The sequence below is a fragment of the Gammaproteobacteria bacterium genome (genome assembly GCA_009845905.1).
GTDB lineage: Bacteria > Pseudomonadota > Gammaproteobacteria > Steroidobacterales > Foliamicaceae > Foliamicus.
In genome coordinates this window covers 669,674-694,211 of sequence record VXYS01000004.1, presented here as the reverse complement: position 1 = coordinate 694,211, position 24,538 = coordinate 669,674, and the positions used below count along the sequence as shown (strand labels likewise).

Sequence of the window (24,538 nt, the reverse complement as noted above, 5' to 3'; positions counted from 1 at the left end):
GAGCACGTCCCCGCCCCGTGGAGGGCGGGACGCCGCGAGGGACATGCTCTCGCCCCCGGCTACAGGCGAAAGGACTCGCCGAGGTAAACGGAACGCACCTTGGGGTCTTCGAGCAGCGTTTCCGGCGTGCCGGACGCGATCACCACGCCTTCGTGCAGGATATATCCGCGGCTGCAGATACCCAGCGTCTCGCGCACGTTGTGGTCGGTAATCAGCACGCCGATGCCGCGCCGGGCAAGTTGGGCGATGATCCCCTGGATTTCCGTCACCGAAATCGGGTCGATTCCGGCGAAGGGTTCGTCCAGCAGCACGTAGCGGGGTGATCTGGCCAGTGTCCGGGCGATTTCCACCCTGCGGCGTTCTCCGCCGGAGAGGCTGATGCCCGCCGACTTGCGGACGTTGTGAAGCTGGAAATCGTCGAGAAGACGATTCAGTTCATCGTTGCGGCCCGCCCGGTTCAGGTCGGCCCGCAATTCAAGTATGGCGAGTATGTTCTGCTCCACGGACAGCTTTCGGAAGACCGAGGCTTCCTGGGGCAGGTAGCCCAGTCCCAGAAGCGCGCGCCGATGGACGGGGAATCCCGTGACATCGACCCCGTCCAGCCGCACGCTGCCGGTGTCGCAGCTCAGTAACCCCGCGACGACGTAAAAGGCCGTGGTCTTGCCGGCGCCGTTGGGGCCGAGCAGCCCCACGACCTCGCCGCCCCGGACCTCGAAGGACGCCTCGCGGACGGCGCGGCGTTCGCCGAAGCGCTTCGAGATGCTCTCGGCTGTAAGTGCCTGACGCGACACTAAGGCTCGTCATCCTCGTCGGCAGTGAAGAAGTCGAACGTGAACAGAACGGGCTCCCCTTCCGGCGGATGGACCGTCACGGTTTCGTTGCGCAGATCGTAGGTAATCGATTGACCGCTGACCCGGCTTGCCCGGGTTTCAAGGACCGCTCCTCCCAGGAAGCGGACCAATTCCGATTCCGCGTCGTATTCCACGGTCGCGGCATTGCCTTCGATCACGATGTCGCCTTCATTCCGCATCCGCACCGGATCCCCGCGAACGGTGGCGCTCTTCAGCTGGTCGTCCTCGAAACGGAGTTCGGCCGAATCGCAGGTCAGGCTGGCCGTCAGCGCGCGAAAGCGCACATTGCCCACGAAGTTCCAGGTCGCGTCCGTCAGGTCGAAAGAGTCGCTGTCCGCCTGATCGGCGATTATTTCGTAGCCTGCCTCGCTGATCCGGACGCTGGTGAGGGTCATGCGGCCGGTAGCGGCGTCGTAGCGCCCGGCGCCCGCGTCGATCTGAAGCTTGGATTCCGGCTCGTCGGAACCGTCCTGCGAATACGCCGCGGCCGGCAGCAGGACGGCCGAGAGCGCGATTGCGCACAGTACGTCAGGGATTGCCGATCGAACGAACATCGGACTCAAGTTTAATGACCTGCTCGCCGATTTGCGCGTCAAGGCCGTTGGCCTCGAATTCAAAATCGCCGATCCGCAGCCGGACCGGCCGGTCGGTGCGGGCCGTCATGCCTCTCGGTTCAAGGATGATGTGTTCGCCGAAAATGGCCGATCCGCCCGCTCCTCCTTCGGGCCTGTGGATGTGCACGTTTCCGGTGAGCGTGATGCTCGTTCCGTCGGGCGGGATCGTGGCGCGCCGGGCCGTCGCGGCCCAGTCTCCTGCAGGCCCGAAGGTCATGCGAAGGCCGCCCCGGGCAACGATGTCGGCGTTCTCGCCGGGCACTTCCGCGGAATCGGCCGCCAGTTCCCACGCCTGGGTGCCACTGCGCCGGATCGATACCGGTTCCAGCTTCAGCGCAGTGCCGGTAAGGGACCGGACGGCGGAGCCGGAGGTCACGACAAGCGCGGCCCGGCCGTCCTTTCCGGCGAGCGTCATCCGGGCGTCGCGAAAGAAATAGTTCCCGGCAAGGCTTGCCTGTTCCGGCCCGGAAACGGACTCGGTGCGTAAGGCAAGCAGCAGGCTCGCGAGAGCCAGGCCCAGCAGGAGCAGTGCCGGGAAATGGCGGCGCAGCCGGCTCATGATTGCGCCGCCAGCAGGAAGTCGCAGACTTCGCGAACGGCCCCTTGACCTCCCGCCAGCGCCGTTGTCCAGTCAGCCGCGGCCCTCACATCCGGATGGGCGTCCGCCACCGCAATGGCAAGCCCCGCTTGCTTCATGGCCGGCAGGTCGGGCAGGTCGTCGCCGATAAACGCGGCCTGGCGGGGCTCAAGGCCGAGTTCCGCGAGCATTTCCGTCAGCGCCGCCCGTTTGTCCCGGCAGCGAAGCGCCGAACGCCCGATACCCAGTTCGCCGAGACGCAAACGCAGACCGTAGCTGTCCCTGCCCGAGATCACCGCCACTTCCAGGCCGGCCCGGATCAGCAGGCGGACACCGTGGCCGTCCCTGACCGAGAATCCCATCGTCCATTCGCTTCCGCTCGCATCCGCGATGAAGATCCGTCCGTCGGTCAGCACGCCGTCGGCGTCCAGCGCCAGCAGGCGAATACCGGCTGCCCGATCGCGCAGGGACATCGGCGGGTGCATGGCGGGAACAGGTCCTAGACCACGCCGGCCCGCATCAGGTCGTGGATGTTGAATGCGCCGACGAGGAAACCGTCCGCCACAACCATCAGCGCCGTGATCCTGCGCTGTTTCATTTCCGCCAACGCTGCCGAAGCCAGCAGGTCCGGCGCCACCGAACGCCCGCCCCGGGTCATGACATCGGCCATGCGGGTCTTCCTGAGATCCACCTCACGGTCCATCGCGCGACGCAGGTCGCCGTCCGTGAATACTCCGAGGGGATGCCCGCTGTCGTCGGTAATCGCGGTCATTCCCAGGCCCTTGCGGGTCATTTCCAGCAGCCCTTCGGCGAGCGTGGCGGTCGGGGCCACCTGCGGGATGTCGGCGCCGGTGCGCATCACGTCCGAAACCGGCACCAGCAGGCGCCGTCCCAGCCGCCCGCCCGGATGGGTGCGGGCGAATTCCTCGGGAGTGAAGCCGCGCGCCTCGAGCAGGGCGACCGCCAGCGCGTCGCCGAGCGCCAGCATCGCGGTCGTGCTGGAGGTGGGCGCGAGATTCAGCGGACAGGCTTCTTCCCGCACCTGCGCGTCCAGGACCGCCGTGGCATGGCGGGCCAGAGTCGAATCCTCCTGACCGGTCATCGCGATCAGCGGTACGCCCGCGCTTTTCAGCATCGGAAGCAGGCGCACGATTTCCTCGGTTTCGCCGGAATTCGACAACGCGATCACAATGTCGTCCGGCGTGATCATGCCCAGATCGCCGTGGCCGGCTTCGCCCGTATGCATGAAGAATGCCGGCGTGCCGGTGCTGGCCAGTGTGGCCGCGATCTTGCCGGCGATATGGCCCGATTTCCCGATGCCGGTAAGCACTACGCGGCCTTCGGTCCTCAGGCATAGCTCGCAGGCCGTGTCGAAATCCTCGCCCAGGCGCTCTTCGAGGTCCGCCACGGCCCTGGCTTCCATTCTCAGGACCCGTCGCGCCTCCTCGATGAAACGTGTCTTCTCAGGCATGGGCGGGCATGATAATCGGGGACGCCGGTGTCGTAAGACGCAACACTGCCGACTTACGCCGCCAACGCTATCACCACGACCAGATACAGCGCAAAGGGCAGGAGCAGGCTGGCGCTCCAGGCAGGGCCAAGGCGTCCCCGCGCCCGGCACAGTGCGGCCAGGGCGACAAACCACAATGTAAAGCCCAGAAGCATGGGCACGTGCAGGGTCAGCAACTGCGGCGAGAACCCGGAAGGCGCGATCGCGCCCGCCACGCCGATGACCACCAGCAGGTTGAATATGTTGGACCCGATAACGTTGCCCAGCGCGAGTTCCGCTTCGCGCCTGATGGCGCCGGCGATCGTGATGGCCAGTTCCGGCAGGCTGGTGCCGATGGCGACTATCGTTGCGCCGATCACCAGCTCTCCCACGCCGGCGATCATGGCGACCTGCTGGGCGGCGCGCACCAGCAGTTCCGCGCCCACCAGCAGCAGGAGCAGCCCGAGGGCGGCGTACGCAGCGTTGCGCGGCAGGCTGCGTTCCGCCGCCTGCGCCTGGTCTTCCGCAATTTCCACGGTGCCCCGGAGGCCGGCGTTTCGCACCAGCAGCCAGGCCACCAGAGGCATTGCCGCCAGCAGCAGCAGTCCGTCCGTACGCGAGAGATACTGATTTAAAACCAGCAGGCAGGCCAGTCCGGTGACGGCCGACATCACGCCGAGTTCCATGCCGCCGGCGCCTCGTTCGGGGCGCATGCCCATGAGCAGCACGGCCACGCCCAGAACCAGGCCGATGTTGGCGATGTTGGAGCCGACGGCGTTACCCAGCGCCAGCTCCACGCTGTCCCTGTACGCGGCGACCGCCGCCACCACGGCCTCGGGCATGGAGGTTGCGAAGCCGGCAAGGAACACGCCCACCAGCATCGGGGAGATTCGCAGGCGCCTGGCCCCGTCGGCTGCCCCGTCGATGAACAGTCGGGCGCCGTAAGCCAGAAGCGCAAGGCCGATTGCCGCGGCCACCAACCATAGGACAAGAATATTCACGTGTGTGCGCTCGAATTGAAAGTAAAATTCCGGCGATGACACCGGGGGAAATTTCCGCTCTGATTTCGGCGCACCTGCCAGGCAGCGAAGTCAGCGTCGCGAGCGAGGATAACACGCACTTCAACGCCACCGTGGTCAGCAGCGCCTTCGAGGGTCTGCGTCCGCTGGGGCGTCATCGGATCGTCTACGAGGCGCTGGGTTCGCGAGTGGGCAGGGAAATTCATGCCCTTTCGATTGAGGCCTACACGCCCGGCGAGTGGGCGCGGCTGCCGGGGCCGGAAACAGAGACGCTGCGTGGATAAATTTGTTGTCTCCGGCGGCGCGACGCTGGACGGCGAAGTTCCCATTTCCGGCGCCAAGAACGCGGCCCTGCCGATACTGGCGGCCTCGCTGCTCAGCCCGGAACCGCTGCAACTGGCCAACCTGCCCGATCTGCGCGACGTGCACACGATGCTGCGCCTGCTCAGGATCCTGGGCGCCCGGGTCAATGGCTCGGCGCCCGGCAGGACCAGCGTGTCCCTCGAGGATCCGGAGTCGTTTTCCGCGCCATACGAACTGGTGCGCACGATGCGCGCGTCGCTGCTTGTCCTCGGCCCCCTGCTGGGGCGCTTCGGGCGGGCCGACGTTTCACTGCCTGGAGGCTGCGCCATCGGCGCCCGACCGGTGGATATCCATGTCAATGCCCTCCGCACCATGGGAGCCGAAGTGGAGATTCGTGGCGGCTATATTTCCGCACGCTGTTCCGGGCTCAAGGGGGCTCGCATCGATCTGCCCCTGCCCACGGTAACCGGGACCGAGAATATCCTGATGGCCGGTGTCCTGGCCGAAGGCGAGACGGTCATCGAGAATGCCGCCCGGGAACCGGAAGTGCGCGACCTGGCCGACTGCCTCAACGCGATGGGCGCAAGGATTTCCGGGGCCGGCGGTTCGCGCATCGCCGTCAGGGGCGTGAAGCGGCTGCATGGCGCCAGCCGCGCGATTCTCCCCGACCGCATCGAGGCCGGCACCTACCTGGTTGCCGGCGCCATGACCGGAGGGCGCGTCGTCGCCCGGTTCAGTGGCGAACTGTCCCTGGGCGAGGTCGTTGGGGCGCTCCGGAACACGGGCGCCAAGGTCCGCCGCGGCGATGGTTTCGTGGAGCTGGACATGCAGGGACGCCGTCCGCATTCCGTCAATCTGGTTACCGCGCCCTGGCCCGGCTTTCCCACCGACATGCAGGCGCAGTTCACGGCCCTGAACGCGATCGCCAGCGAACACGCGCTGGTGCGGGAAAGCGTATTCGAACAAAGGTTCATGCACGTGGCGGAGCTCAAGCGCATGGGCGCGGACATCGAACCCCTGGGCCGGGAGGTTCTGATACGTGGCGTTCGGAAGTTGCAGGCCGCTCCGGTAATGGCCACCGACCTGCGCGCTTCCGCCAGCCTGGTACTCGCCGCGCTGGTCGCCGAGGGCGAAACCGTGATTCATCGCGTCTATCACGTGGACCGCGGATACGAGCGAATTGAGGAAAAACTGAACGATCTGGGCGCGGATATCCGCCGCGTATAATCCGGCCCATGATCCTGTATTCCAGTCCCATCAATCTTCATAGTCACCGGGTTCGAATAGTTGTAGCGGAAAAGAACATCGGTGTGCGAATAGTTCAGGTGCGAGACGGCAATCTACCGCCCGATATTCAGTTGCTGAACCCTTACAACACGCTGCCCACGCTCGTGGACCGGGAGTTGGCGGTCTATCACTCGCGAATCATCATCAACTACCTCGACGAACGCTTTCCGCAACCGCCGCTGATGCCGGTCGACCCCAAGCGGCGGGCGCATTTCCGGCTGGCGCTGCACCGGATCGAGAACGATTTCTACAACCTCGCGGCGCGACTGGACGGGCAGGACGGGGAAGGCGAGAAACGACAGCTCAGGGAGGCGATGATCGAAGTTTCCGAAGCGGTGGAGTCCAGCCGCTTTTTTTTGGGCGACGAATTCTCCCTTGTGGACTGCAGCCTGGCGCCGGTCCTGTGGCGCCTGCGCAGCTACGGCATCGATCCCGGCCCGCGCGCCGAGGCCCTTTACGGCTATATGCGGAGAGTCTTCGGCCGCCCATCCTTCATGGAAGGCCTGTCCGAACTGGAGCGGGACATGCGCCCGCTGGCCGCCTGAGGGCGCGGGGAACACGCGCGGGCGGCATGTTGTCAACCACGGGCTGCCTGCCACCGATCTGCATGGCATGAGCGACGGAACCCTTTCACTGAAGCCGTACCTCCTGCGCGCCGTGCATGAGTGGATTACCGATCGCGGCGATACTCCGCAGGTGGTGGTAAACGCGGACCGCCAGGACGTTGCGGTGCCCAGGGACGGAATCAAGGACGGGCGAATCGTTCTCAACATCAGCTATCAGGCCACGCGCAATCTTGAACTGGGCGGCGAAACACTCAGTTTCGAGGCGCGTTTCTCCGGCGCCGCGCGGCGGGTCTCGGTGCCGGTGGACGCGGTGCTCTGTATTTTTTCGCGGGAATCCGGCCAGGGGGTCGTGCTGACGGATCAACTGGGCGCCGCCATCGGGGAAGTTGCCGGCCCGTCGCCGACCCCGCCGCCCCGCGGTACGCCGAAGCTCAGGCTGGTCAAGTAGGGCCGCCGGCCCCGTACGCGTCGTCCAGCAGCCTGCAAAGGCAATGGATGGCGAGAAGGTGAATCTCCTGGATCCTCGCCGTTCGCTTATGCGGCGCCCGCAGTTCGATATCGGCCTCGCCCAGGGTCCTTGAGACCGCCCCTCCGTCGCGGCCGGTCAGCGCCACAACGCGCATGCCCGCCTGTTGAGCGGCGCGCACCGCGTTCGTGACGTTGGGCGATGCGCCGGAGGTGCTGATCGCCAGCAGAACGTCGCCGGGTCTGCCCAGTCCACTTACCTGGCGCGAAAAGATCTCTTCGTAGCTGCGGTCGTTTGCGATCGAGGTGAGCGTGGAGCTGTCGGTCGTCAGGGCGATCGCGGGAAGGCTGGCGCGTTCGGTCTCGAACCGGTTCAGCAGTTCCGAGGCGAAATGCTGCGCGTCCGCCGCCGAACCTCCATTGCCGCAGCTCAGGATCTTGCCGCCGGCGCTTAAGGATTCAAGCATCAGCGCCGCCGCTTCGCTTATCGGGACCGCCAGCACAGCGGCCGAACGCCTGTTGACCTCAAGGCTTTCGGCAAATTCGCGTTCGACTAGTGCCGTGTCAGGCTTGTATCGGCGCATCAGCGTCCATCAAATTGCAATGCGTTGCGGATCCAGCGGAACCTGGCGCGGGTGGCTTCGGTCAGAACGCCCACAACGTCAAAGCGCAGCATCATACCGTTGAATTGCGGGTTGTCGCGAATGAAACACTGCGCCGCGCGCATCAGTGAGCGTCTTTTCCTGTGGTTAATGGAAGCCTCGGGCGCGCCATGGCGGTCGCTGCGCCGCGAGCGCACCTCGACCACCACCAGCTGAGCGCCATCACGCATGACGAGATCAAGCTCACCGTAGCGGCAGCGGAAGTTGGAGGCAAGCCGCGTCAGGCCGCGGGCTTCAAGATATCCGCAGGCCAGCTTTTCGGCCTCGGATCCCTTGGGCGGGCCGGGGCGGCCTACGGGGTTGCCGGGGCGGCCGTCAAAGCGCCGTCTTCGACCCGCGTCCATGCCAGTTCCCGTTGCAGCCGCCCGTCCGGAGCACGGGAGACAATGCCTGTGAGACCGCCTATCCCCTTGCCCAGCCCCTTCGATCCGTCAAACAGGGCCAGCGCCAGTTTGAAGCTGTCATAACCCATTGCGAAGAGCGAGATGTTGAATTCCGAAGAGGCAAGCCAGTCGGGCGAAAACTCGCCATGCACGACCTGCACATGCCGGTCCGCCAGCACGGGCAGCGCGGGCATTTCCACCCCGTTCAGGTCGCGATTGTCGAGATGCTCGGGATCGAAGATGTTCTGTATGGCGTAAATCGGCAGATCGCCCGAATAGTTGTAGCGAAGCTGGGGGACCAGTAATTGGCCCTGGGCCGCGCGCGCCACCACAAAAACCAGGTCCGCATCCTGACGGCGGCGAGGCTCGAAGTTCAGGCTTCTGCCGAGGCGCCTTTGCAACTCCTGGTGCCGGCGGTTGCTTGCGCCGATCTTCAGCAGCCGTGTGATCTGGTCGGAGTAATCCACGGCCGCCAGGCTGTACTGCTCCCGTGCAATGATTTCGCCGCCGCCATCCTGGTACTCCTGAGCAAAACTGCGGTAGATGCGCCGTCCCCACTCGTTGCCGGGGTACAGCACCAATGCGCGCTCAAGGCCCCGGCCGAGGGCATGGCGCGCCGCCTGGCGGCTCTCGTGCTCGGGCGCGAGGGCGAACTCCTCGAAGCGGGGGGGCGGAGAACCGGCCCGCAAACGGTTCAGGGCGAGCGTGGGGCGCTCGCCGGCTATTTCCGCGACCCTCTCGACCGATTCGGGCAGCAGCGGCCCGACAATGATTTCCGCGCCTTCCTCCACCGCGCGGCTCCATTCCCGCGCCGCATCGGGGGGATCGCCGACTTCGTAGAACGCGACCTCGGGGCTGGCGCAGGACGACTTCAGGGCGTAACGCGCGGCCAGGAACCCGTCGCGCAACGATCGCCGGGCCGCGGCGTATCGTTCCGACCCGGGCAACAGCATTGCAATGCGGGCGGGATGCGAGGCGGACCGGCAAATCTCGGGCGTGATCGTGTCGGCCAGCAGAACGGCGGCGGGATGCTGCGGATACCTTTCCCGCCAGCCCTGCAGGGCGGCGCGGGCTTCGGTCGGGTCGGACTCCAGTTCGCTGGTCAGCATGGCGAGTTCTATCCAACCCAATTGAACCCCTTCCACGCCGTCGGTTGTCAGTTGGGCGCGGTAATCGCGCAGCAGCGACCAGGTGAACCCGGCGCTTTCGACATCGCCCTCGGCGAACCCCGCGCCGAGCAGCGTCAGGTCCTGCAAGGCGTCGGTCGGCCTGTGCAGCGCAAACAGCAGTTCCGACCGGGTCCGGAGCAGATCCCCGGCAAGGTCGGTATACCGGTTGGGATCGATTGCCGCCAGCCTTTCGTACGCGACATCGGGGCCGCCGACCACCCGTTCGCTCTCGGCGGCCGCGAGCGACCATAGCCCGATCCATTCGGCGTCGGGGTCGATCGCCTGGAGTTCGCTGAGAGCCCGCCTGTTACGGCCCTCGCGCCCCGCTTCACGCGCCGCCAGGATCCGGTATCGCTGCCGCGCCTGCGGAGGTGCCCGGCGAACCATGGACAGGTAGACTTGGCGGGCGGCGCCGTGATCTCCGGCAGTGGAAAGAGTGCGCGCCTGGTCGCCAAGGGCCGCCAGTTCCTCGCTGGAAGCCCGCATCAGATCCGCGGGAGTGCAGGCGGCCAGGGCGACAAGCGCCAGGCCTGCGAGCGCCGCAAACCGGGCATGGCGTCCAGGCCGCAGCGTAGCGGAACGCCTGGCTGAGCGGCAAGCCACGACACTTGGCATGGAGGTGATCATATGGCGGTTGCGAACTCGGCGGGGGCAGGCGCGCCTGAAGAAGCGGGGGCCTTGTTTGTCGCCGCCACTCCAATTGGCAACCTGGACGATGTTAGCACGCGGCTGAAGGCGGTTCTCGAACGCGCTTCCGGCGTGGCGGCGGAGGATACGCGCCGAACCCGCAAGCTGCTGCACAGCCTGGGCCTACGCGTCGCGATGGTTTCCCTGCACGCCCACAACGAGCGTTCCAGAATTCCCGAACTTCTGGAGAGGCTGTTGTCGGGAGAGGAGCTGGTCCTGATGAGCGATGCGGGAACGCCCGGCATCAGCGACCCGGGAATGCGGCTGGTCCGCGAAGCAAGGCGGTCGGGCATACGCGTGAGTCCGCTGCCCGGACCCTGCGCCGCGGTGGCGGCCCTGTCGGTGGCCGGCTTTCCCGCCGACCGTTTTCACTTCGAGGGCTTCCTGCCCGCACGGCGGGCGGCGAGGCGCGCGCGGCTGAGACAACTCGAGGCGGTACCCGAGACCCTGGTCTTCTATGAAGCGGTGCATCGGCTGACAGCGGCGCTTGAGGACATGCAGCAGGTTTTCGGCAGCGAGCGCAGGGCATTTCTGGCCCGCGAACTGACCAAGATCCACGAGAGCGCCTACGGCGACAGCCTGGCGGAGCTGTGCGAGGCGGCCGTGGCGGGCGGGATCGTCGCCCGGGGCGAGTTCACGCTGGTCGTGGCCGGCAGCGTTGCGCAGGAACAGGACGAGAAGGCGCTGGACGCCGTGCTGCGCCCCTTGCTGGAGGAACTGCCGACCCGTCAGGCGGCCCGGCTTGCGGCTTCGATCGCGGGGTGTTCGCGCCGCCTCGCGTACCGGCGGGCCCTGGCCCTGAGGCCGTCCGGGCAGCCGGTCCCGTAGAGGCGCCGCCAGGCGCCTTGTGCATATAATGACCGGCTGCTTCATCGTACGGTTGAGCGTATGCCCAAGACCTCTCTTTTTACTTCCGAGTCGGTTTCCGACGGCCATCCGGACAAGCTGGCGGACCAGGTTTCCGACGCCGTGCTGGACGCCATCCTGTCGCGGGACGAGGACGCGCGAGTGGCGGCGGAGGTGCTGGTCAAGACCGGCTTCGTGCTGGTCGCCGGCGAGATCACCACATCGACCTGGGTGGACCTCGAATCGCTGGTTCGGGGACTGATCAAGGACGTCGGCTACAACAACTCGGAACTGGGCTTCGACGGCGCGACCTGCGGTGTCCTGAACGCGATCGGCAAGCAGTCGCCCGATATCCGAAGGGGAGTGAACGCCGGCGAGGGCAAGCCGCTGGGCGCCGGCGACCAGGGAATGATGTTCGGCTATGCCTGCAGGGAAACGCCCACCCTCATGCCGGCGCCGATCGACCTGGCGCACCGGCTCATGCTCAGGCATGCCGAATTGCGGGCGTCGGGCAAACTGGACTGGCTGCGGCCCGACGGCAAGTCGCAGGTCACGGTGCGCTACGAGGACGGCAGGCCGGTGGCCGTTACCGATGTCGTTCTGTCCACCCAGCATGCCCCGCATATCTGGCCGGATGACTACGCGCGGGGCGTTTGCCCGCCGGACTTCAGGGAAGCGATCATCGAACTGCTGATCAAGCCGGTGCTGGGTCCCCAGTGGCTGGCGGGCCCGATCAACTACCTGATCAATCCCGCCGGACGGTTTGTCGAAGGCGGACCGCAAGCGGACTGCGGCCTGACCGGGCGCAAGATCATTGTCGACACCTACGGCGGAATGGCCCGGCACGGGGGCGGCGCGTTCTCCGGCAAGGACCCGTCCAAGGTGGATCGGTCCGCCGCCTACGCGGTCCGGCACGCGGCCAAGAACGTCGTCGCGGCCGGCCTGGCGGAGCGCTGCGAAGTGCAGGTCTGTTACGCGATCGGCGAGCCGGAGCCGGTAGCGGTCGATGTCGAAAGCTTCGGCACCGCGACGGTCAGCGACGAACGCCTCAAGGCGCTGGTGCGGGCCCATTTCGATTTGTCGGTCGAGGGCATTATCCGCAACCTGGACCTGAAGCGCATGTCGTACCGCCCGGCCGCCGCCTTCGGCCATTTCGGCCGGGAGGATTGCGGCTTCAGCTGGGAAGAAACCGGCCTGGCTGCGCAACTTGCCGACGACGCCCGCGCGGCGAAGGTTGCCTGATGTCCCGGACAGCCGTAACCCGCCTGCACGAGGACTACCGGGTCGCCGACCTGTCGCTGGCCGACTTCGGCGAGCGCGAAATTGCGATCGCCCGCAGCGAAATGCCCGGGCTGATGGCGCTGAGAGCGGAGTACCGCAATCGGCGGCCGCTCGAAGGGGCGCGGATTGCCGGCTGCCTGCACATGACGGTGCAGACCGCCGTATTGATCGAAACGCTGCTGGAACTCGGCGCGGAGGTGCGCTGGTCGTCCTGCAACCGGCTGTCCACCCAGGACCACGCCGCCGCCGCGATGGCGCGCCGGGGCGTGCCGGTATTCGCCTGGAAGGGCGAAACGGAAGAGGAATACATCGCCTGTATCGCCCGTACCATCAACGGCCCCGGCGGCTGGGTACCCAACCTGCTGCTGGACGACGGCGGCGACCTGACCCGCATCGTCCACGAGGAGCACCCGGAGCTCGCCGGCGAGCTGCTGGGACTCAGCGAGGAGACGACGACCGGCGTTCATCAGCTCTACCGGATGCATGAGCAGGGCACGCTGCGCTGCCCGGCCATGGACGTCAACGCCTCGGTGACCAAGTCCAAGTTCGACAACCTGTACGGCTGCCGCGAATCGCTGGTCGATGGCATCAAGCGGGCCACCGACGTGATGGTGGCGGGCAAGATTGCGGTGGTGTGCGGTTACGGCGACGTGGGCAAAGGCTGTGCCCAATCGCTCAAGGGCCTGGGGGCGCAGGTGTGGATCACCGAAATCGATCCGATCTGCGCCTTGCAGGCGGCGATGGAAGGCTACCCGGTGGTCACGATGGACGAGGCCTGCGGGCAGGCCGACATCTTCGTCACCGCGACCGGCAACAGGAGCGTCATCACCTACGACCACATGGCGCGCATGAAGGACCAGGCCATACTCTGCAACATCGGCCATTTCGACGTGGAAATCGACGTCGCAAGCCTGAAGGACTGCGAGTGGGAGGAAATCAAGCCGCAGGTGGATCACGTGATCTTTCCGGACGGCAAGCGGCTGATCCTGCTGGCCCGCGGCCGGCTGGTGAACCTGAGTTGCGCCACCGGGCACCCCAGTTTCGTCATGTCGACCAGCTTCACCAACCAGGTCCTTGCCCAGATCGAACTGCTCACGCGCAGGGACTACGAAAACCGCGTATACACGCTGCCGCGCCGGCTCGACGAGAAAGTCGCGCGCCTGCACCTTCCCAAGCTGGGCGCCTCGCTCAGCCGTCTTACCCCGGAGCAGGCCGAGTATCTCGGCATCCCGGAGACCGGTCCGTTCAAGCCCGACCGGTACCGCTACTAGGCCCGGGTTCTCCGCCATCACAGGGCAGCCCGTCGCCCATCGAGGACTTCCAGCATGTCGGTATTCAATTCCTTAAGAGAATATGCACAGGCCATGGAGCGGCAGGGCAAGCTGCTGCGCATCCCGGACATGGACCAGGACCAGTTCGAGATGACGGCTTTCTCCTACCGCCTGGAGGACCGGATGCGCACCTCGGCCCCGGCTTTCCTGGTGGAACGCACGAAGATGAACGGCCGCTGGTACGACACGCCGGTCATCTGCAACGTGCTCAACAGTTTCAAGACGGTCGCGATGTGCCTCGGAGTGAAGGATCTCAGCGACGACGAGCGCGAAATGAACCAGGTGGTGGAGAAGGAACTTCTCAAGCACATGAACGAGGACTATCGTTTCGAGCAGATCCCTCCCGTGGAAGTGGACGGGGCGGATGCTCCGTGCAAGGAAGTCAAGCTGTTCGGCGAGGACGCCGACCTCGACCGGTTTCCCTGGATCATGAACAATCCCGCCGACGGGGGCCGGTTCATCAGTACCGGTTCGGTGATCATGGAGGACCCCGACATCGGCCGCAACGTCGGCACCTACCGGTTGCAGGTCAAGGGCCCGCAGAAGCTGGGCATCTGCTTTACCGGCCAGAACCACGGCGCTCAGATGATGCGCAAGGCCATCGCACAGGGCAAGAAGAGCGTGCCCTGCGTCGTGGCCACCGGCCTGGACCCGATCACCTGGATGATGAGCAGCACCCGCGTCGGCGAACTGGGTGACGACGAATTCGCGTTTTCCGGCGGGTTCCGCGGCGAGCCGGTGGAACTGGTCCGTGCCGAAACGAACGCGCTGATGGCGCCGGCGCATGCCGAGATCGTCATCGAGGGGGAAATCAGCACCGACAAGGAGATGGAGGGTCCGTACGGCGAGATGCTGGGCTACATCGGAGAACCGGCGCCCAACCATTTCATGACGGTCAAGGCCATCACCCACCGCGAGAAGCCCTGGGTCTACAACATCTGGCCGGGAATCGGCGGCGCCTATCTCACCTGGCCCTGGCAGGTCGGGCATTTCGCGCGGCTGAAGCGGATCATGCCCAACCTGGTGAAGCTGCACATGCCGCCCGAAATTCCCAGCATGGTGATCGCCTGCATCAACAAGCGCCTGCCGGGCGAGGGTATCGAGGCCGGGCTCCTGATCATGGGCTACCGGATGATCGGGTTCAGCAAGAAGATGATCATCATTCTCGACAAGGACGTGGACCCCACCGACATCACGCGCGTCCTGCACGCGGTGACCACGCGCTGGCAGCCCTGGCCGGCCAGCCTGACCGTACGGCAGACCTTCTCCTTCATGATCGACCCCAGCACCCAGCGAAACGCGCTGTCGAGCAAGATACTGATCGACGCGACGCGGCAACTGCCTGCGGAAGGCGGCCCCAACGTGTTCGCCGAGGACAACCGCACCGTCATGGAAGAGCGCGCCGCGGACTCGTTCAAGCTGGTCGACGAGCGCTGGGACGATTATTTCGCCGACTGAACGCATGAAGTACCGCTATACCGCCAGCGGAAGCCCTTTCATGCCCCCTTCTTCCAGGAGTATTGGAGGCAGGGATGCCGGAGCAAGCTCCATGGATGGATTCATGCGTCTCCGGGAAGAAGGGGGCATGAAAGGGCGAGTTCAAAGCGGAGCGTGAGATGAGGTATTTCGGCACCGATGGCGTCCGCGGCACGGTGGGTCAGCATCCCATGACGGCCGAGTTCGCATTGCGGCTGGCCGGCGCCGCCACCCGCGCCCTGCTGCCCCGCGGCGGCAAGGTTGTGATCGGCAAGGACACGCGGGTTTCCGGCTACATGTTCGAATCGGCGCTGGAGGCGGGCTTCGTCGCCGCAGGCGCCGACGTTCGCTTGTCCGGCCCATTGCCGACGCCCGGCGTGGCCCTGCTGACACAGGAGCTGGACGCGGATCTTGGAGTCGTCATCAGCGCGTCACACAACGCTTACGGCGACAACGGAATCAAGTTTTTCAGGCACGACGGCTTCAAGCTGGCGGCCGCGCAAGAGGCGTTGATCGAGAGCCATATCGAGGACGCGGCGGTTACGCTGGATTCCACCGCGCTGGGCCAGGTGCGGCGGGTCGACGACGCGCTGGAGCGCTACGAGCAGCACTGCCTGGATACGGTTCCCGGGGACATGTCGCTGGATGGAGTCAAGATCGTCGTGGACTGCGCGCACGGCGCTTCCTACCGGGTGGCCCCGTCGACGCTGACGGCGCTCGGCGCCGAACTCGTTCCACTGGGCTGTTCTCCGAACGGCCGCAATATCAACGACCGCTGCGGCGCCACCGATCCCGACCTGCTGCGGCGCACCGTCAAGGCGGTCGAGGCCGATGTCGGAATCGCCCTGGACGGCGACGGCGACCGGGTGATCATGGTGGATTCGGCCGGCGCGACCCTGAACGGCGACACGCTGTTACTGGTTCTCGCCTTGGCGCGCAAGGAAGCCGGCCGGCTGGCCGGTCCGGTCGTCGGGACCCAGATCAGCAGCATGGCGCTGGAACGGGCCCTGCAGGCGGAAGGAATTGCTTTCTGCCGCGCGGAGGTGGGCGACCGGCAGGTGGTCGCAATGCTTCGCGAGAAAGGCGGGGTCCTGGGCGGTGAGAGTTCCGGGCATATTCTGTGCCTGGACAAGTCCACCACAGGCGACGGCCTGCTGGTGGCCCTGGAAGTTCTGGCCGTAATGCAGGCGAGAAGCTGTTCGCTGGCGGAACTGGCCGAGGACATGCCGCATATGGAACAGGCGAACCTGAGCGTGCCGTCGAACGGCGACGGCAACCTGGGAGACCCCGCTGTCGAAAAGGCCTTGCGCGCGGCCCGCCGCCTGCTCGGCGACGAAGGCCGCATCGTGGTGCGGCCGTCGGGTACCGAGCCGGTTTTCCGGATCATGGCGGAGGGTCCCGACCGTACGCGCGTGCACAGGGCCGCCGAAGGCGTGGCCCAGGCGCTCCGGGCCAGTTAGCACAGTGCGCTGAGGCGACGCCGCATGACCGATCGGCGCCGGATCGTGGCCGGCAACTGGAAGATGCACGGCAGCCTGGTCTCGGCAAGCGAACTGGCCGGGGCGCTGGCCGCAACGGCGCATGAACCTGGCCGCGGCCTTCCGGAGGTGATCGTGTTTCCGTCGTTCCCGCACCTGGACGCCGTGCGCCGGATTCTGGAAAACGCGGAGTCGGCCGGAACCCTCGCCGTTCGACTGGGAGCGCAGGACCTCTCTATCCATGAACAAGGCGCGCACACCGGCGAAGTGTCCGCGGACATGCTCACCGACTGCGGCTGCAGCCACGTTCTGGTCGGTCACTCGGAAAGACGCGCCGGCTTGCGCGAAAGCGACGAGTTGGTGGCGAAGAAATTTCAGCGGGCGGCGGATCACGGGCTGGTTCCGGTGCTTTGCGTTGGAGAAACGCTTCCCGAACGCCGGGCGGAACGCACCGGAGAGGTCGTGCTGCGGCAACTCGGTGCGGTGTTGGAACTGTGCGGCGCCGATGTGTTCGAGCGCGCGGTCCTGGCCTATGAACCCGTCTGGGCCATCGGTACCGGCCACACCGCAACGCCGGGGCAGGCGCAGCAGGTACATGCTCTGCTGCGCGGCGAAATCGCCCGCACCGATGCTAAAATTGGCGCGGGCCTTCGCATTCTGTACGGGGGCAGCGTGAACGGCGCCAACGCGGCCGCGCTTTTTGCCCAGCCGGACATTGACGGCGGCCTGGTGGGCGGCGCTTCCCTGGATGCGAAGGAGTTTTTGCGGATCATTTCGGCGGTATAGCGGAGTAGGGTTCTGTTACAGCAATTGTTCCTGGCAGCGCATGTTCTCGTCGCTGCCCTGATTATTGTCTTTGTGCTGCTTCAGCGCGGAAAGGGCGCGGAAACGGGCGCCGCTTTCGGTTCGGGCGCATCCGGCACGGTGTTCGGCGCGCGCGGGTCGGCGAATTTCCTTTCGCGCGTCACGGCGGTGCTCGCCACGCTGTTCTTCGCCACCAGCCTCATCCTCACCGGGGTCGGCAAGCCCCGGCCCGAGGAAAGCCTTCTCGATACCATCGAGCAGGCGGCGCCGGCCCAGGAGGAGGCCGTCCCCGAGGAGGAAGACGAAGACCTGCCGCAGCTGCCCTCGCTTCAGCCCGCGGAGCAACCCGACGTCCCGCAGGAATGATCCAGCTTTTCTTTCCGTGCCGATGTGGTGGAATTGGTAGACACGCTGTCTTGAGGGGGCAGTGGCGCAAGCCGTGCCGGTTCGAGTCCGGCCATCGGCATATCCAGCGAAGTGCGGCGTAGTCATGCCGGGTGATTACCTTCCGGTGCTGATTTACCTTTGCGTGGCATTTGGCATAGCGCTGGCGCTGCTCGGCCTGGGCCTGCTGCTCGGCCGCGGTCAGCGGGACGAGCGCAAGCTGGAGCCGTACGAATGCGGATTCGACGCGTTCGAGGACTCGCGCATGCGCTTCGACGTGCGCTACTACCTGGTCGCGATACTGTTCATCATCTTCGATCTTGAGATCGCCTTCCTGTTTCCCTGGGCGGTGGCGCTGGACGCCATCGGCTACCAGGGTCTGATCGCGATGGGCATATTCCTTCTGGTGCTCGTCGTGGGCTTCGTGTACGAGTGGCGCAAGGGGGCTCTGGAATGGGACTAGAAGCCGCCGGCCCACGGATTGACGGGATGGCCGATACGCTTACCGAGGCCCGCGAGCAGGGCTTCGTCGTGACTTCGCTGGACAAGCTGCTGAACTGGGCGCGTACCGGGTCCATGTGGCCGATGACTTTCGGGCTGGCCTGCTGCGCCGTCGAGATGATGCATGCGGGCGCCGCGCGTTACGATCTCGACCGCTTCGGCGTGATGTTCCGGCCCAGTCCCCGGCAATCGGACGTGATGATCGTGGCCGGAACCCTGTGCAACAAGATGGCGCCTGCCCTGCGCCGCGTCTACGACCAGATGCCGGAGCCGCGCTGGGTGATCTCGATGGGTTCCTGCGCCAACGGCGGCGGCTATTACCACTACGCCTATTCGGTGGTGCGCGGTTGCGACCGCATCGTGCCGGTGGACGTCTATGTTCCCGGCTGTCCTCCGACGGCCGAGGCGCTGTTTTACGGCATCCTGCAGTTGCGCAACAAGATTCGCCACAGCAAGGCGCTGGCGCGTCCGCAGCCCACAGCCTGAACGAGGCGCTTCATGGCTTCTCGTCTTGAGTCCATGGCCGAAGCCTTGCATGCGCGCTTCGACGGCGTGCTGCACCGGCGCGAATCCTCCTGCGGCGAATTGAGCTACGACCTCGACGCTTCCGACCTGCCGGCGACCGCCGCTGCATTGCGCGACGAAGAGGATTTTTCCTTCACGACTCTGATCGACGTCTGCGGCGTCGATTACCTGGGCTACGGCCAGGCGCAGTGGAGGACCGAGGCGGCGACTGAATCCGGCTTCAGCCGGGCGGTCGAGCCGGGCGCCAGCACGACCCGCTCGGCGTCCGAAAGCGAACGCCGGGCACAAGAGCAGCCGGCGCGGTTCGCCGCCGTCTATCACCTGCTGTCGCTGCGCCATAACCTTCGCGTAAGGCTGCGGGCCTTCGCCGTGGGAGAGAACCCGCCCGTGCTGCCTTCGGTGACGGGCGTCTGGCAGGCGGCCGACTGGTTCGAGCGCGAGGCCTTCGACCTGTTCGGCATCGTGTTTGAGGGCCATGGGGACCTGCGGCGTATCCTGACCGATTACGGCTTTATCGGACATCCCTTCCGCAAGGATTTTCCGTTGAGCGGGAAAGTGGAAGTCCGCTACGACGAGGACAAGCGCCGCGTCGTGTACGAGCCGGTCAGCATAGAGCCGCGAACGCTGGTTCCGCGTGTGATCCGGGACGACAACCGGTACCGGCCGGCGCTCAGGGTCGAGCCCGGCGACGACGGCGGGCAGGCGGGCGATGGCTGAATTTCAGAGCTACACGATGAACTTCGGCCCCCAGCACCCGGCCGCGCACGGCGTGCTGCGGCTGGTTCTGGAGATGGACGGCGAGGTCGTGATGCGCGCCGACCCGCACATCGGGCTGCTTCACCGCGCCACCGAGAAACTGGCGGAGTCCAAGCCCTACAACCAGAGCATCGGTTACATGGACCGTCTTGACTACGTGTCGATGATGGCCAACGAGCATGGCTATGTGCTGGCGATCGAGAAGCTGCTGGGGATCGAACCGCCGCCCCGGGCCCTCTACATCCGCGTGATGTTCGACGAGATCACCCGGATACTGAATCACCTCCTGTGGCTGGGCTGCCATGGCCTCGACGTGGGCGCCATGACCATCTTCCTCTACTGTTTCCGCGAGCGCGAGAACCTGATGGACTGCTACGAGGCGGTATCGGGCACGCGCATGCACGCAACCTACTATCGGCCGGGCGGCGTATACCGCGACCTGCCGGAACGGATGCCCAGGCACCTGGCGCAACCGGATGCGAAAAGGGTTTCCGCCCGCGACAAGGCCATGGACGAGGGGCGGGACGGCTCGCTGCTCGATTTCATCGAACATTTCACCCGGCGCTTTCCCGGCCATGTGGACGAATACGAAACGCTGCTGACCGAGAACCGGATCTGGAAGCAGCGCACGGTGGGCATCTCCGTGGTTTCCCCCGAAAGGGCCCTGAACCTGGGCTTTACCGGACCCATGCTGCGCGGCTCGGGCGTGGAGTGGGACCTGCGCAAGAAGCAGCCGTACGCGGCGTACGCGGACGTGGACTTCGACATTCCGGTGGGAGTCAACGGCGATTGCTACGACCGCTATCTGGTGCGGGTCGAGGAGTTGCGGCAGTCCAACCGGATTATCCGGCAATGCGTGGACTGGCTGCGCGCGAACCCGGGCCCGGTCATGGTGGACGACTACAAGCTGGCGCCGCCGAAGCGCGAAGAGATGAAGGAGAAGATGGAATCGCTGATCCATCACTTCAAGCTCTTCACCGAGGGCTATTGCGTGCCGGAAGGCGAGGCCTACGCCGCCGTGGAACACCCCAAGGGCGAGTTCGGCGTCTACCTGGTGTCCGACGGCGCCAACAAACCGTTCCGGGTCAAGATACGGGCGCCGGGTTTCGCCCACATGGCGGCCATGGACGAGATGGTGCGGGGGCACATGCTGGCCGACGTCGTGGCGACCATCGGCACCATGGACGTGGTGTTCGGCGAGATTGACCGCTAGCACGGCAGGAGCGGCGATGAGCGACAACTCCCTGCTTCCCGACGCGGCGCGCGCCGCCATCCGGGAGTCGGCGGCCCGGTTCCCGAGCGGGCGCAGGCGCTCCGCGGTCCTGGACGCGCTTCGCGTCGCCCAGGACGGGAACGGCGGCTGGTTGTCGGTGGAACTGATGGACGCGGTGGCCGGCGAGCTGGCGCTGCCGCCGATCCAGGTCTATGAGGTCGCAACTTTCTACTCGATGTTCGAGGTGCGCCCGGTCGGGCGGCATTGCGTATCGGTGTGCACCAATATTTCCTGCTGGCTTCGCGGCGGCCGGGAGTTGCTCAGGCACTTGGAGAACCGGCTGGGGATTTCCGCAGGCGAGAGCACCGTCGACGGCCGGATTTATCTCAAGGAAGAGGAAGAGTGCCTGGCGGCCTGCACGGGTGCGCCGATGATGATGGTGGGCCATTGCTACCACGAGAACGTGACGCCCGACGAGGCCGACCGCATTGTCGAGAGGCTGAGCTGACGGGCATGGACCTGGTTCACGTATGCATGCCGCCGCCCGATGCGGAACGGCCCTGGCGGCTCAAGTCCTACGAGGGCCGCGGCGGCTATCGGGCCTGGCGGAAAGTGCTGGCCGGCGAACTCGACGCGGGACAGATCCTGGAAACGGTCAAGGCATCCGGGCTGCGCGGCCGTGGCGGGGCCGGCTTTCCCACCGGGCTGAAATGGAGCTTCATGCCCGGAGACTGCGAGCAGCCCACCTACCTGGTCTGCAACTCCGACGAGAGCGAGCCCGGAACCTGCCACGACCGGGACATCCTGCGCTACAACCCGCACGTGCTGATCGAGGGCATGGCCCTGGCCGCTTATGCGATGGGCGCCACGGTGAGCTACAACTACATTCGCGGCGAGTTCCTGGGCGAGCCGGTGCCGCGGTTTCTCGACGCGCTGGACGAAGCCCGGGCGGCGGGGCTGATCGGCCGTGGCCTGGGCGCCGCGGGGATCGACTTCGAGCTGCATCCCTTCGTGGGCGCGGGCGCGTATATCTGCGGCGAGGAGACGGGCCTTCTGGAGTCACTCGAAGGCAAACCCGGCAAGCCCCGCTTCAAGCCGCCGTTCCCCGCGCAGAGCGGCTTATACGGCCGTCCCACCACGGTCAACAATACCCAGACCCTGGCCTGCGTGCCGGCCATCATGGAAAATGGCGCGGATTGGTTCAAGTCGCTGGGCCCGCCCAATTCGGCCGGCACCATGATCTATTCGGTTTCCGGCCACGTGGAGCGGCCCGGCAACTACGAGGCGCCGCTTGGCGTTTCCTTCAACGAACTGCTGGACCATGCCGGCGGGGTATGGAAGGGCCGCAGGCTAAAGGCGGTGATACCCGGCGGGTCTTCGGTCCCGGTGCTGCCGGCGGCAATCATCAGGGAATGCACGATGGATTACGACTCGCTCAGCGAGGCGGGTTCGGCGCTGGGGACCGGGGCGATGATCGTAATGGACGATCGAACCTGCATGGTGAGCGTGCTCAGGCGCATCGCACGCTTCTACTACGCCGAGTCCTGCGGCCAGTGCACGCCCTGCCGCGAAGGCACCGGCTGGCTCTACCGGATGCTGACGCGCATGCTTGAAGGCCGGGCCAAGGTGTCGGACCTGGACCTGCTGCTGAGCGTCGCCAACAACATCGAGGGCCACACGATCTGCGCCCTGGGAGATGCGGCGGCGTGGCCCGTACAGAGTTTCCTCAAGCACTTCCGCGGTGAATTCGAGGCGAAGATCCGGAGTTCCCGTGCCAACGCCCGTCAGCGGGAGGCGGCCTATGCCTGACCAGAGTGTTCGCCTTACTGTAAACGGCCGGGAGCTCGAGGCCGCGGCCGGCGAGATGCTGATCGCGGTAACCGACCGGGCCGGCATTTACGTGCCCCGCTTCTGCTATCACCCCAAGCTGAGCGTCGCGGCCAATTGCCGCATGTGCCTGGTGGACGTGGCGGGCGCACCCAAGCCCATGCCCGCCTGCGCCCTGCCGGTCACCGACGGCCTGGAGGTCGAGACCCGGTCCGGCCGGGCGATAGCGGCCCAACGGGCAACGATGGAGTTCCTGCTGATCAACCATCCGCTCGATTGTCCGGTTTGCGACCAGGGAGGCGAATGCGAGCTTCAGGACCTGGCAATGGGATTCGGCCGCGATATCTCGCGCTTTTCGGAAGGAAAGCGGGCAGTGCCCGATCCGGATCTGGGGCCGCTGGTGTCCACCGACATGACCCGCTGCATCCATTGCACGCGCTGCATACGTTTCGGCGAGGAGGTTGCCGGCGTGCAGGAGCTCGGTGCGACCGGCCGCAGCGAGCACATGGAGATCACCACCCACGTCGAGCGGTCCCTGAAGCACGAACTGTCCGGCAACGTCATCGACGTGTGTCCGGTCGGGGCCCTGAACAACAAGCCGTACCGCTTTACCGCCCGCGCCTGGGAAATGAGCGCCCATGCGACGGTGGCGCCGCACGACTGCGTGGGCTCGGCGCTTTGCGCGCATGTCCTGCGCGGGCGCGTGCGGCGCATCGTGCCGCGCGAGAACGAGGCGGTGAACGAGACCTGGATTTCGGACCGGGACCGCTTCAGTTGCGAGGGCCTGTACGTGGAAGACCGGCTTCGCAAGCCGCTGGTGCGCCGCGATGGGCGGCTGATCGAGGCCGGCTGGGAGGAAGCGCTGGCCGCGGCCACCGCGGGCCTGATGCGCGCGGCGGACGAGCAGGGCGGCGAAGGTCTTGGGGCGCTGGTTTCTCCGTCTGCGACGGCCGAGGAAGGCCACCTTCTCGGGATACTGATGAGCGCACTGGGGTCGGCCAACGTCGATCACAGGCTCAGGCAGCGCGATTTTCGAAGCGATGCGCCCGCCGGCGAGGCGCCGTGGCTGGGAACCCGGTTCGCCGACGTGGAGTCGCTGGATTCCCTGCTGCTTGTGGGCTGCGACCTGCGAAGCGAAGCGCCGATCCTCGCCCATCGGGTTCGCAAGGCGGCCATGGCCGGCGCCCGGGTCAGCTACCTGGACCTGGCCGAGCGCGAATACCTGCACCCGATCAGCGGCGGCAGCGTGGAGGCGCCCCGGGATTGGGCCCGGGCTCTGGGTCCGTTGGCCGATCGCGCGCTTGAGGGCGAGCGTCGTGCGTTGTGGCTGGGCGGACTCGCGCTTCGCCATCCGGCCTACGCCGAATTGCTGGAAGCGGCCGTCGGGGCGGCCGGCGGCGCCGCGCTCGGACACGTGACGCAGGGCGGCAACGCTGCCGGTTTGCACCTGGCCGGCGTTCTTCCCGCCCAGGCCAATGGACGGGGTGCCGCCGGCCTCGATGCGGGCCGGATGAGCCGCACGTCCCTTCCGGGAATGGTCCTGATGGGCGTTGAGCCTGAACTTGATTGCGCTGCGGGCGCCCACGAGGCGATTCGCGGGGCGGGATTCCTGCTTGCGCTGAATCCCTGGGTTTCGCCCTGGCTGCTCCGCCACGCGGATGTATTGCTGCCCACGGCGACCAGCCTGGAGACGTCGGGGACCCTGGTGAACGGGCAGATGGACTGGCAGAGTTTTGAAGCCGCCGCACCGCCTCCGGGCCTGGCCCGGCCGGCCTGGAAAGTGCTGAGGGCGCTGGCGGACCGCTTGGGTCTGGACGGCTTCGGATATGCCGACACGGACCAGGTCCTGGCGGAAATCAGGCGGCGTATCGAAAGCCCCGCCGCCTCCCCGGCGTCGTCTTCCCACGGTGTCGCGATCGACTCACGGTCTGTCGACGATGAGGATTTCGCGGCCCTGGAACTGCCCATGTATTCAGTCGACGGAATGGTGCGGCGGTCCGAGCCCCTGCAGCAGGCGGCGGCGGTGCAAAGGGCCGCCTGAAGC

Annotated in this window: 27 protein-coding genes and 1 tRNA gene; 19 read left to right on the top strand and 9 right to left on the bottom strand. The window is 66.2% G+C overall.

Annotated elements, in window-relative coordinates; translation table 11 throughout:
* Positions 1-59 precede the first annotated feature (59 nt).
* Genes lptB through F4036_04570 form a run of 6 tightly spaced genes read right to left on the bottom strand, consistent with a single transcriptional unit; the run spans position 60 to position 4,613 of the window.
* Positions 60-791, bottom strand: coding sequence for an LPS export ABC transporter ATP-binding protein (gene lptB, locus F4036_04595; protein ID MYK37022.1), 732 nt, complete (start codon positions 789-791; stop codon positions 60-62).
* Positions 791-1,405, bottom strand: a complete 615-nt coding sequence (locus F4036_04590; GenBank protein MYK37021.1) for a hypothetical protein — start codon at positions 1,403-1,405, stop codon at positions 791-793. The genes lptB and F4036_04590 overlap by 1 nt, the downstream gene beginning before the upstream one ends.
* Positions 1,380-2,024: an LPS export ABC transporter periplasmic protein LptC gene (gene lptC, locus F4036_04585; protein ID MYK37020.1), complete on the bottom strand. Its 645-nt coding sequence runs from the start codon at positions 2,022-2,024 to the stop codon at positions 1,380-1,382. The genes F4036_04590 and lptC overlap by 26 nt, the downstream gene beginning before the upstream one ends.
* On the bottom strand, positions 2,021-2,527 hold the full coding sequence (locus tag F4036_04580) for an HAD hydrolase family protein (protein MYK37019.1): 507 nt from the start codon (positions 2,525-2,527) through the stop codon (positions 2,021-2,023). Before F4036_04580 ends, lptC begins: the two co-directional genes overlap by 4 nt.
* 14 nt (positions 2,528-2,541) lie before the next feature.
* On the bottom strand, positions 2,542-3,513 hold the full coding sequence (locus tag F4036_04575) for a KpsF/GutQ family sugar-phosphate isomerase (protein MYK37018.1): 972 nt from the start codon (positions 3,511-3,513) through the stop codon (positions 2,542-2,544).
* Between the two features lie 53 nt (positions 3,514-3,566).
* Positions 3,567-4,613: a calcium/sodium antiporter gene (locus F4036_04570; GenBank protein ID MYK37017.1), complete on the bottom strand. Its 1,047-nt coding sequence runs from the start codon at positions 4,611-4,613 to the stop codon at positions 3,567-3,569.
* Here F4036_04570 and F4036_04565 point away from each other — a divergent pair.
* The 4 genes from F4036_04565 (at position 4,568) to F4036_04550 (ending at position 7,154) form a co-directional block, all read left to right on the top strand.
* Positions 4,568-4,834: a BolA/IbaG family iron-sulfur metabolism protein gene (locus F4036_04565; GenBank protein ID MYK37016.1), complete on the top strand. Its 267-nt coding sequence runs from the start codon at positions 4,568-4,570 to the stop codon at positions 4,832-4,834. The genes F4036_04570 and F4036_04565 overlap by 46 nt on opposite strands.
* Positions 4,827-6,080, top strand: a complete 1,254-nt coding sequence (murA, locus tag F4036_04560) for a UDP-N-acetylglucosamine 1-carboxyvinyltransferase (protein MYK37015.1) — start codon at positions 4,827-4,829, stop codon at positions 6,078-6,080. Before F4036_04565 ends, murA begins: the two co-directional genes overlap by 8 nt.
* Positions 6,081-6,088: 8 nt before the next feature.
* Positions 6,089-6,685: a stringent starvation protein A gene (gene sspA / locus F4036_04555; protein MYK37014.1), complete on the top strand. Its 597-nt coding sequence runs from the start codon at positions 6,089-6,091 to the stop codon at positions 6,683-6,685.
* 67 nt (positions 6,686-6,752) lie between these two features.
* Positions 6,753-7,154, top strand: coding sequence for a ClpXP protease specificity-enhancing factor (locus F4036_04550; GenBank protein MYK37013.1), 402 nt, complete (start codon positions 6,753-6,755; stop codon positions 7,152-7,154).
* On the opposite strand, the gene F4036_04545 is transcribed toward F4036_04550, so the two are convergent.
* From F4036_04545 to F4036_04535, 3 genes are read right to left on the bottom strand one after another with little or no spacing between them, the layout of a single operon-like run.
* Positions 7,147-7,755, bottom strand: a complete 609-nt coding sequence (locus F4036_04545; protein ID MYK37012.1) for a phosphoheptose isomerase — start codon at positions 7,753-7,755, stop codon at positions 7,147-7,149. The genes F4036_04550 and F4036_04545 overlap by 8 nt on opposite strands.
* A complete protein-coding gene (locus F4036_04540; protein MYK37011.1) occupies positions 7,755-8,177 on the bottom strand; it encodes a YraN family protein in 423 nt (140 codons plus the stop codon). Before F4036_04540 ends, F4036_04545 begins: the two co-directional genes overlap by 1 nt.
* A complete protein-coding gene (locus F4036_04535) occupies positions 8,126-10,012 on the bottom strand; it encodes an ABC transporter substrate-binding protein (GenBank protein MYK37010.1) in 1,887 nt (628 codons plus the stop codon). Before F4036_04535 ends, F4036_04540 begins: the two co-directional genes overlap by 52 nt.
* On the opposite strand from F4036_04535, the gene rsmI reads away from it, so the two are divergent.
* The 15 genes from rsmI to nuoG all read left to right on the top strand — a co-directional run bounded on the left by rsmI (position 10,013) and on the right by nuoG (position 24,535).
* Positions 10,013-10,900 carry a 16S rRNA (cytidine(1402)-2'-O)-methyltransferase gene (gene rsmI / locus F4036_04530; protein ID MYK37009.1) on the top strand — a complete coding sequence of 296 codons (888 nt, stop codon included), beginning with the start codon at positions 10,013-10,015 and terminating at the stop codon, positions 10,898-10,900.
* Positions 10,901-10,960: 60 nt separating this feature from the next.
* Positions 10,961-12,160 carry a methionine adenosyltransferase gene (locus F4036_04525; protein ID MYK37008.1) on the top strand — a complete coding sequence of 400 codons (1,200 nt, stop codon included), beginning with the start codon at positions 10,961-10,963 and terminating at the stop codon, positions 12,158-12,160.
* Positions 12,160-13,470: an adenosylhomocysteinase gene (locus tag F4036_04520; protein ID MYK37007.1), complete on the top strand. Its 1,311-nt coding sequence runs from the start codon at positions 12,160-12,162 to the stop codon at positions 13,468-13,470. Before F4036_04525 ends, F4036_04520 begins: the two co-directional genes overlap by 1 nt.
* 54 nt (positions 13,471-13,524) lie before the next feature.
* Positions 13,525-14,988, top strand: a complete 1,464-nt coding sequence (locus F4036_04515) for a UbiD family decarboxylase (GenBank protein MYK37006.1) — start codon at positions 13,525-13,527, stop codon at positions 14,986-14,988.
* 158 nt (positions 14,989-15,146) lie between these two features.
* Positions 15,147-16,466 (top strand): phosphoglucosamine mutase, encoded by a 1,320-nt coding sequence (glmM, locus tag F4036_04510; protein MYK37005.1) that lies wholly within the window; start codon positions 15,147-15,149, stop codon positions 16,464-16,466.
* Positions 16,467-16,490: 24 nt separating this feature from the next.
* On the top strand, positions 16,491-17,270 hold the full coding sequence (locus F4036_04505) for a triose-phosphate isomerase (protein ID MYK37004.1): 780 nt from the start codon (positions 16,491-16,493) through the stop codon (positions 17,268-17,270).
* 12 nt (positions 17,271-17,282) lie between these two features.
* The gene (secG, locus tag F4036_04500; GenBank protein ID MYK37003.1) at positions 17,283-17,654 is read left to right on the top strand and encodes a preprotein translocase subunit SecG; all 372 of its coding nucleotides are present in this window, start codon (positions 17,283-17,285) and stop codon (positions 17,652-17,654) included.
* A gap of 18 nt (positions 17,655-17,672) precedes the next feature.
* Positions 17,673-17,754, top strand: a tRNA-Leu gene (locus tag F4036_04495).
* A 24-nt stretch (positions 17,755-17,778) separates the two neighbouring features.
* Complete coding sequence (locus F4036_04490; GenBank protein ID MYK37002.1) at positions 17,779-18,135, top strand: NADH-quinone oxidoreductase subunit A; 357 nt, start codon at positions 17,779-17,781, stop codon at positions 18,133-18,135.
* On the top strand, positions 18,126-18,659 hold the full coding sequence (locus F4036_04485; GenBank protein ID MYK37001.1) for an NADH-quinone oxidoreductase subunit B: 534 nt from the start codon (positions 18,126-18,128) through the stop codon (positions 18,657-18,659). Before F4036_04490 ends, F4036_04485 begins: the two co-directional genes overlap by 10 nt.
* Before the next feature lie 12 nt (positions 18,660-18,671).
* Positions 18,672-19,415, top strand: coding sequence for an NADH-quinone oxidoreductase subunit C (locus F4036_04480; protein ID MYK37000.1), 744 nt, complete (start codon positions 18,672-18,674; stop codon positions 19,413-19,415).
* Positions 19,408-20,667, top strand: a complete 1,260-nt coding sequence (locus F4036_04475; GenBank protein ID MYK36999.1) for an NADH-quinone oxidoreductase subunit D — start codon at positions 19,408-19,410, stop codon at positions 20,665-20,667. Before F4036_04480 ends, F4036_04475 begins: the two co-directional genes overlap by 8 nt.
* Before the next feature lie 16 nt (positions 20,668-20,683).
* A complete protein-coding gene (locus F4036_04470) occupies positions 20,684-21,175 on the top strand; it encodes an NAD(P)H-dependent oxidoreductase subunit E (protein MYK36998.1) in 492 nt (163 codons plus the stop codon).
* A gap of 26 nt (positions 21,176-21,201) precedes the next feature.
* Positions 21,202-22,476, top strand: a complete 1,275-nt coding sequence (gene nuoF / locus F4036_04465) for an NADH-quinone oxidoreductase subunit NuoF (GenBank protein ID MYK36997.1) — start codon at positions 21,202-21,204, stop codon at positions 22,474-22,476.
* Entirely contained in the window at positions 22,364-24,535 is a 2,172-nt protein-coding gene (gene nuoG / locus F4036_04460) for an NADH-quinone oxidoreductase subunit NuoG (protein MYK36996.1), read from the top strand. The genes nuoF and nuoG overlap by 113 nt, the downstream gene beginning before the upstream one ends.
* The last annotated feature ends 3 nt before the right edge of the window (positions 24,536-24,538 follow it).

Coding starts and splice junctions, on each gene's coding strand:
- F4036_04590 (MYK37021.1), bottom strand. CDS start 1,405: ATGTTCGTTCGATCGGCAATCCCTGACGTACTGTGCGCAATCGCGCTC.
- lptC (MYK37020.1), bottom strand. CDS start 2,024: ATGAGCCGGCTGCGCCGCCATTTCCCGGCACTGCTCCTGCTGGGCCTG.
- F4036_04580 (MYK37019.1), bottom strand. CDS start 2,527: ATGCACCCGCCGATGTCCCTGCGCGATCGGGCAGCCGGTATTCGCCTG.
- F4036_04575 (MYK37018.1), bottom strand. CDS start 3,513: ATGCCTGAGAAGACACGTTTCATCGAGGAGGCGCGACGGGTCCTGAGA.
- F4036_04565 (MYK37016.1), top strand. CDS start 4,568: ATGACACCGGGGGAAATTTCCGCTCTGATTTCGGCGCACCTGCCAGGC.
- sspA (MYK37014.1), top strand. CDS start 6,089: ATGATCCTGTATTCCAGTCCCATCAATCTTCATAGTCACCGGGTTCGA.
- F4036_04550 (MYK37013.1), top strand. CDS start 6,753: ATGAGCGACGGAACCCTTTCACTGAAGCCGTACCTCCTGCGCGCCGTG.
- F4036_04545 (MYK37012.1), bottom strand. CDS start 7,755: ATGCGCCGATACAAGCCTGACACGGCACTAGTCGAACGCGAATTTGCC.
- F4036_04540 (MYK37011.1), bottom strand. CDS start 8,177: ATGGACGCGGGTCGAAGACGGCGCTTTGACGGCCGCCCCGGCAACCCC.
- F4036_04535 (MYK37010.1), bottom strand. CDS start 10,012: ATGATCACCTCCATGCCAAGTGTCGTGGCTTGCCGCTCAGCCAGGCGT.
- rsmI (MYK37009.1), top strand. CDS start 10,013: ATGGCGGTTGCGAACTCGGCGGGGGCAGGCGCGCCTGAAGAAGCGGGG.
- F4036_04525 (MYK37008.1), top strand. CDS start 10,961: ATGCCCAAGACCTCTCTTTTTACTTCCGAGTCGGTTTCCGACGGCCAT.
- F4036_04520 (MYK37007.1), top strand. CDS start 12,160: ATGTCCCGGACAGCCGTAACCCGCCTGCACGAGGACTACCGGGTCGCC.
- F4036_04515 (MYK37006.1), top strand. CDS start 13,525: ATGTCGGTATTCAATTCCTTAAGAGAATATGCACAGGCCATGGAGCGG.
- glmM (MYK37005.1), top strand. CDS start 15,147: ATGAGGTATTTCGGCACCGATGGCGTCCGCGGCACGGTGGGTCAGCAT.
- F4036_04505 (MYK37004.1), top strand. CDS start 16,491: ATGACCGATCGGCGCCGGATCGTGGCCGGCAACTGGAAGATGCACGGC.
- F4036_04490 (MYK37002.1), top strand. CDS start 17,779: ATGCCGGGTGATTACCTTCCGGTGCTGATTTACCTTTGCGTGGCATTT.
- F4036_04485 (MYK37001.1), top strand. CDS start 18,126: ATGGGACTAGAAGCCGCCGGCCCACGGATTGACGGGATGGCCGATACG.
- F4036_04480 (MYK37000.1), top strand. CDS start 18,672: ATGGCTTCTCGTCTTGAGTCCATGGCCGAAGCCTTGCATGCGCGCTTC.
- F4036_04475 (MYK36999.1), top strand. CDS start 19,408: ATGGCTGAATTTCAGAGCTACACGATGAACTTCGGCCCCCAGCACCCG.
- F4036_04470 (MYK36998.1), top strand. CDS start 20,684: ATGAGCGACAACTCCCTGCTTCCCGACGCGGCGCGCGCCGCCATCCGG.
- nuoF (MYK36997.1), top strand. CDS start 21,202: ATGCCGCCGCCCGATGCGGAACGGCCCTGGCGGCTCAAGTCCTACGAG.
- nuoG (MYK36996.1), top strand. CDS start 22,364: ATGCGGCGGCGTGGCCCGTACAGAGTTTCCTCAAGCACTTCCGCGGTG.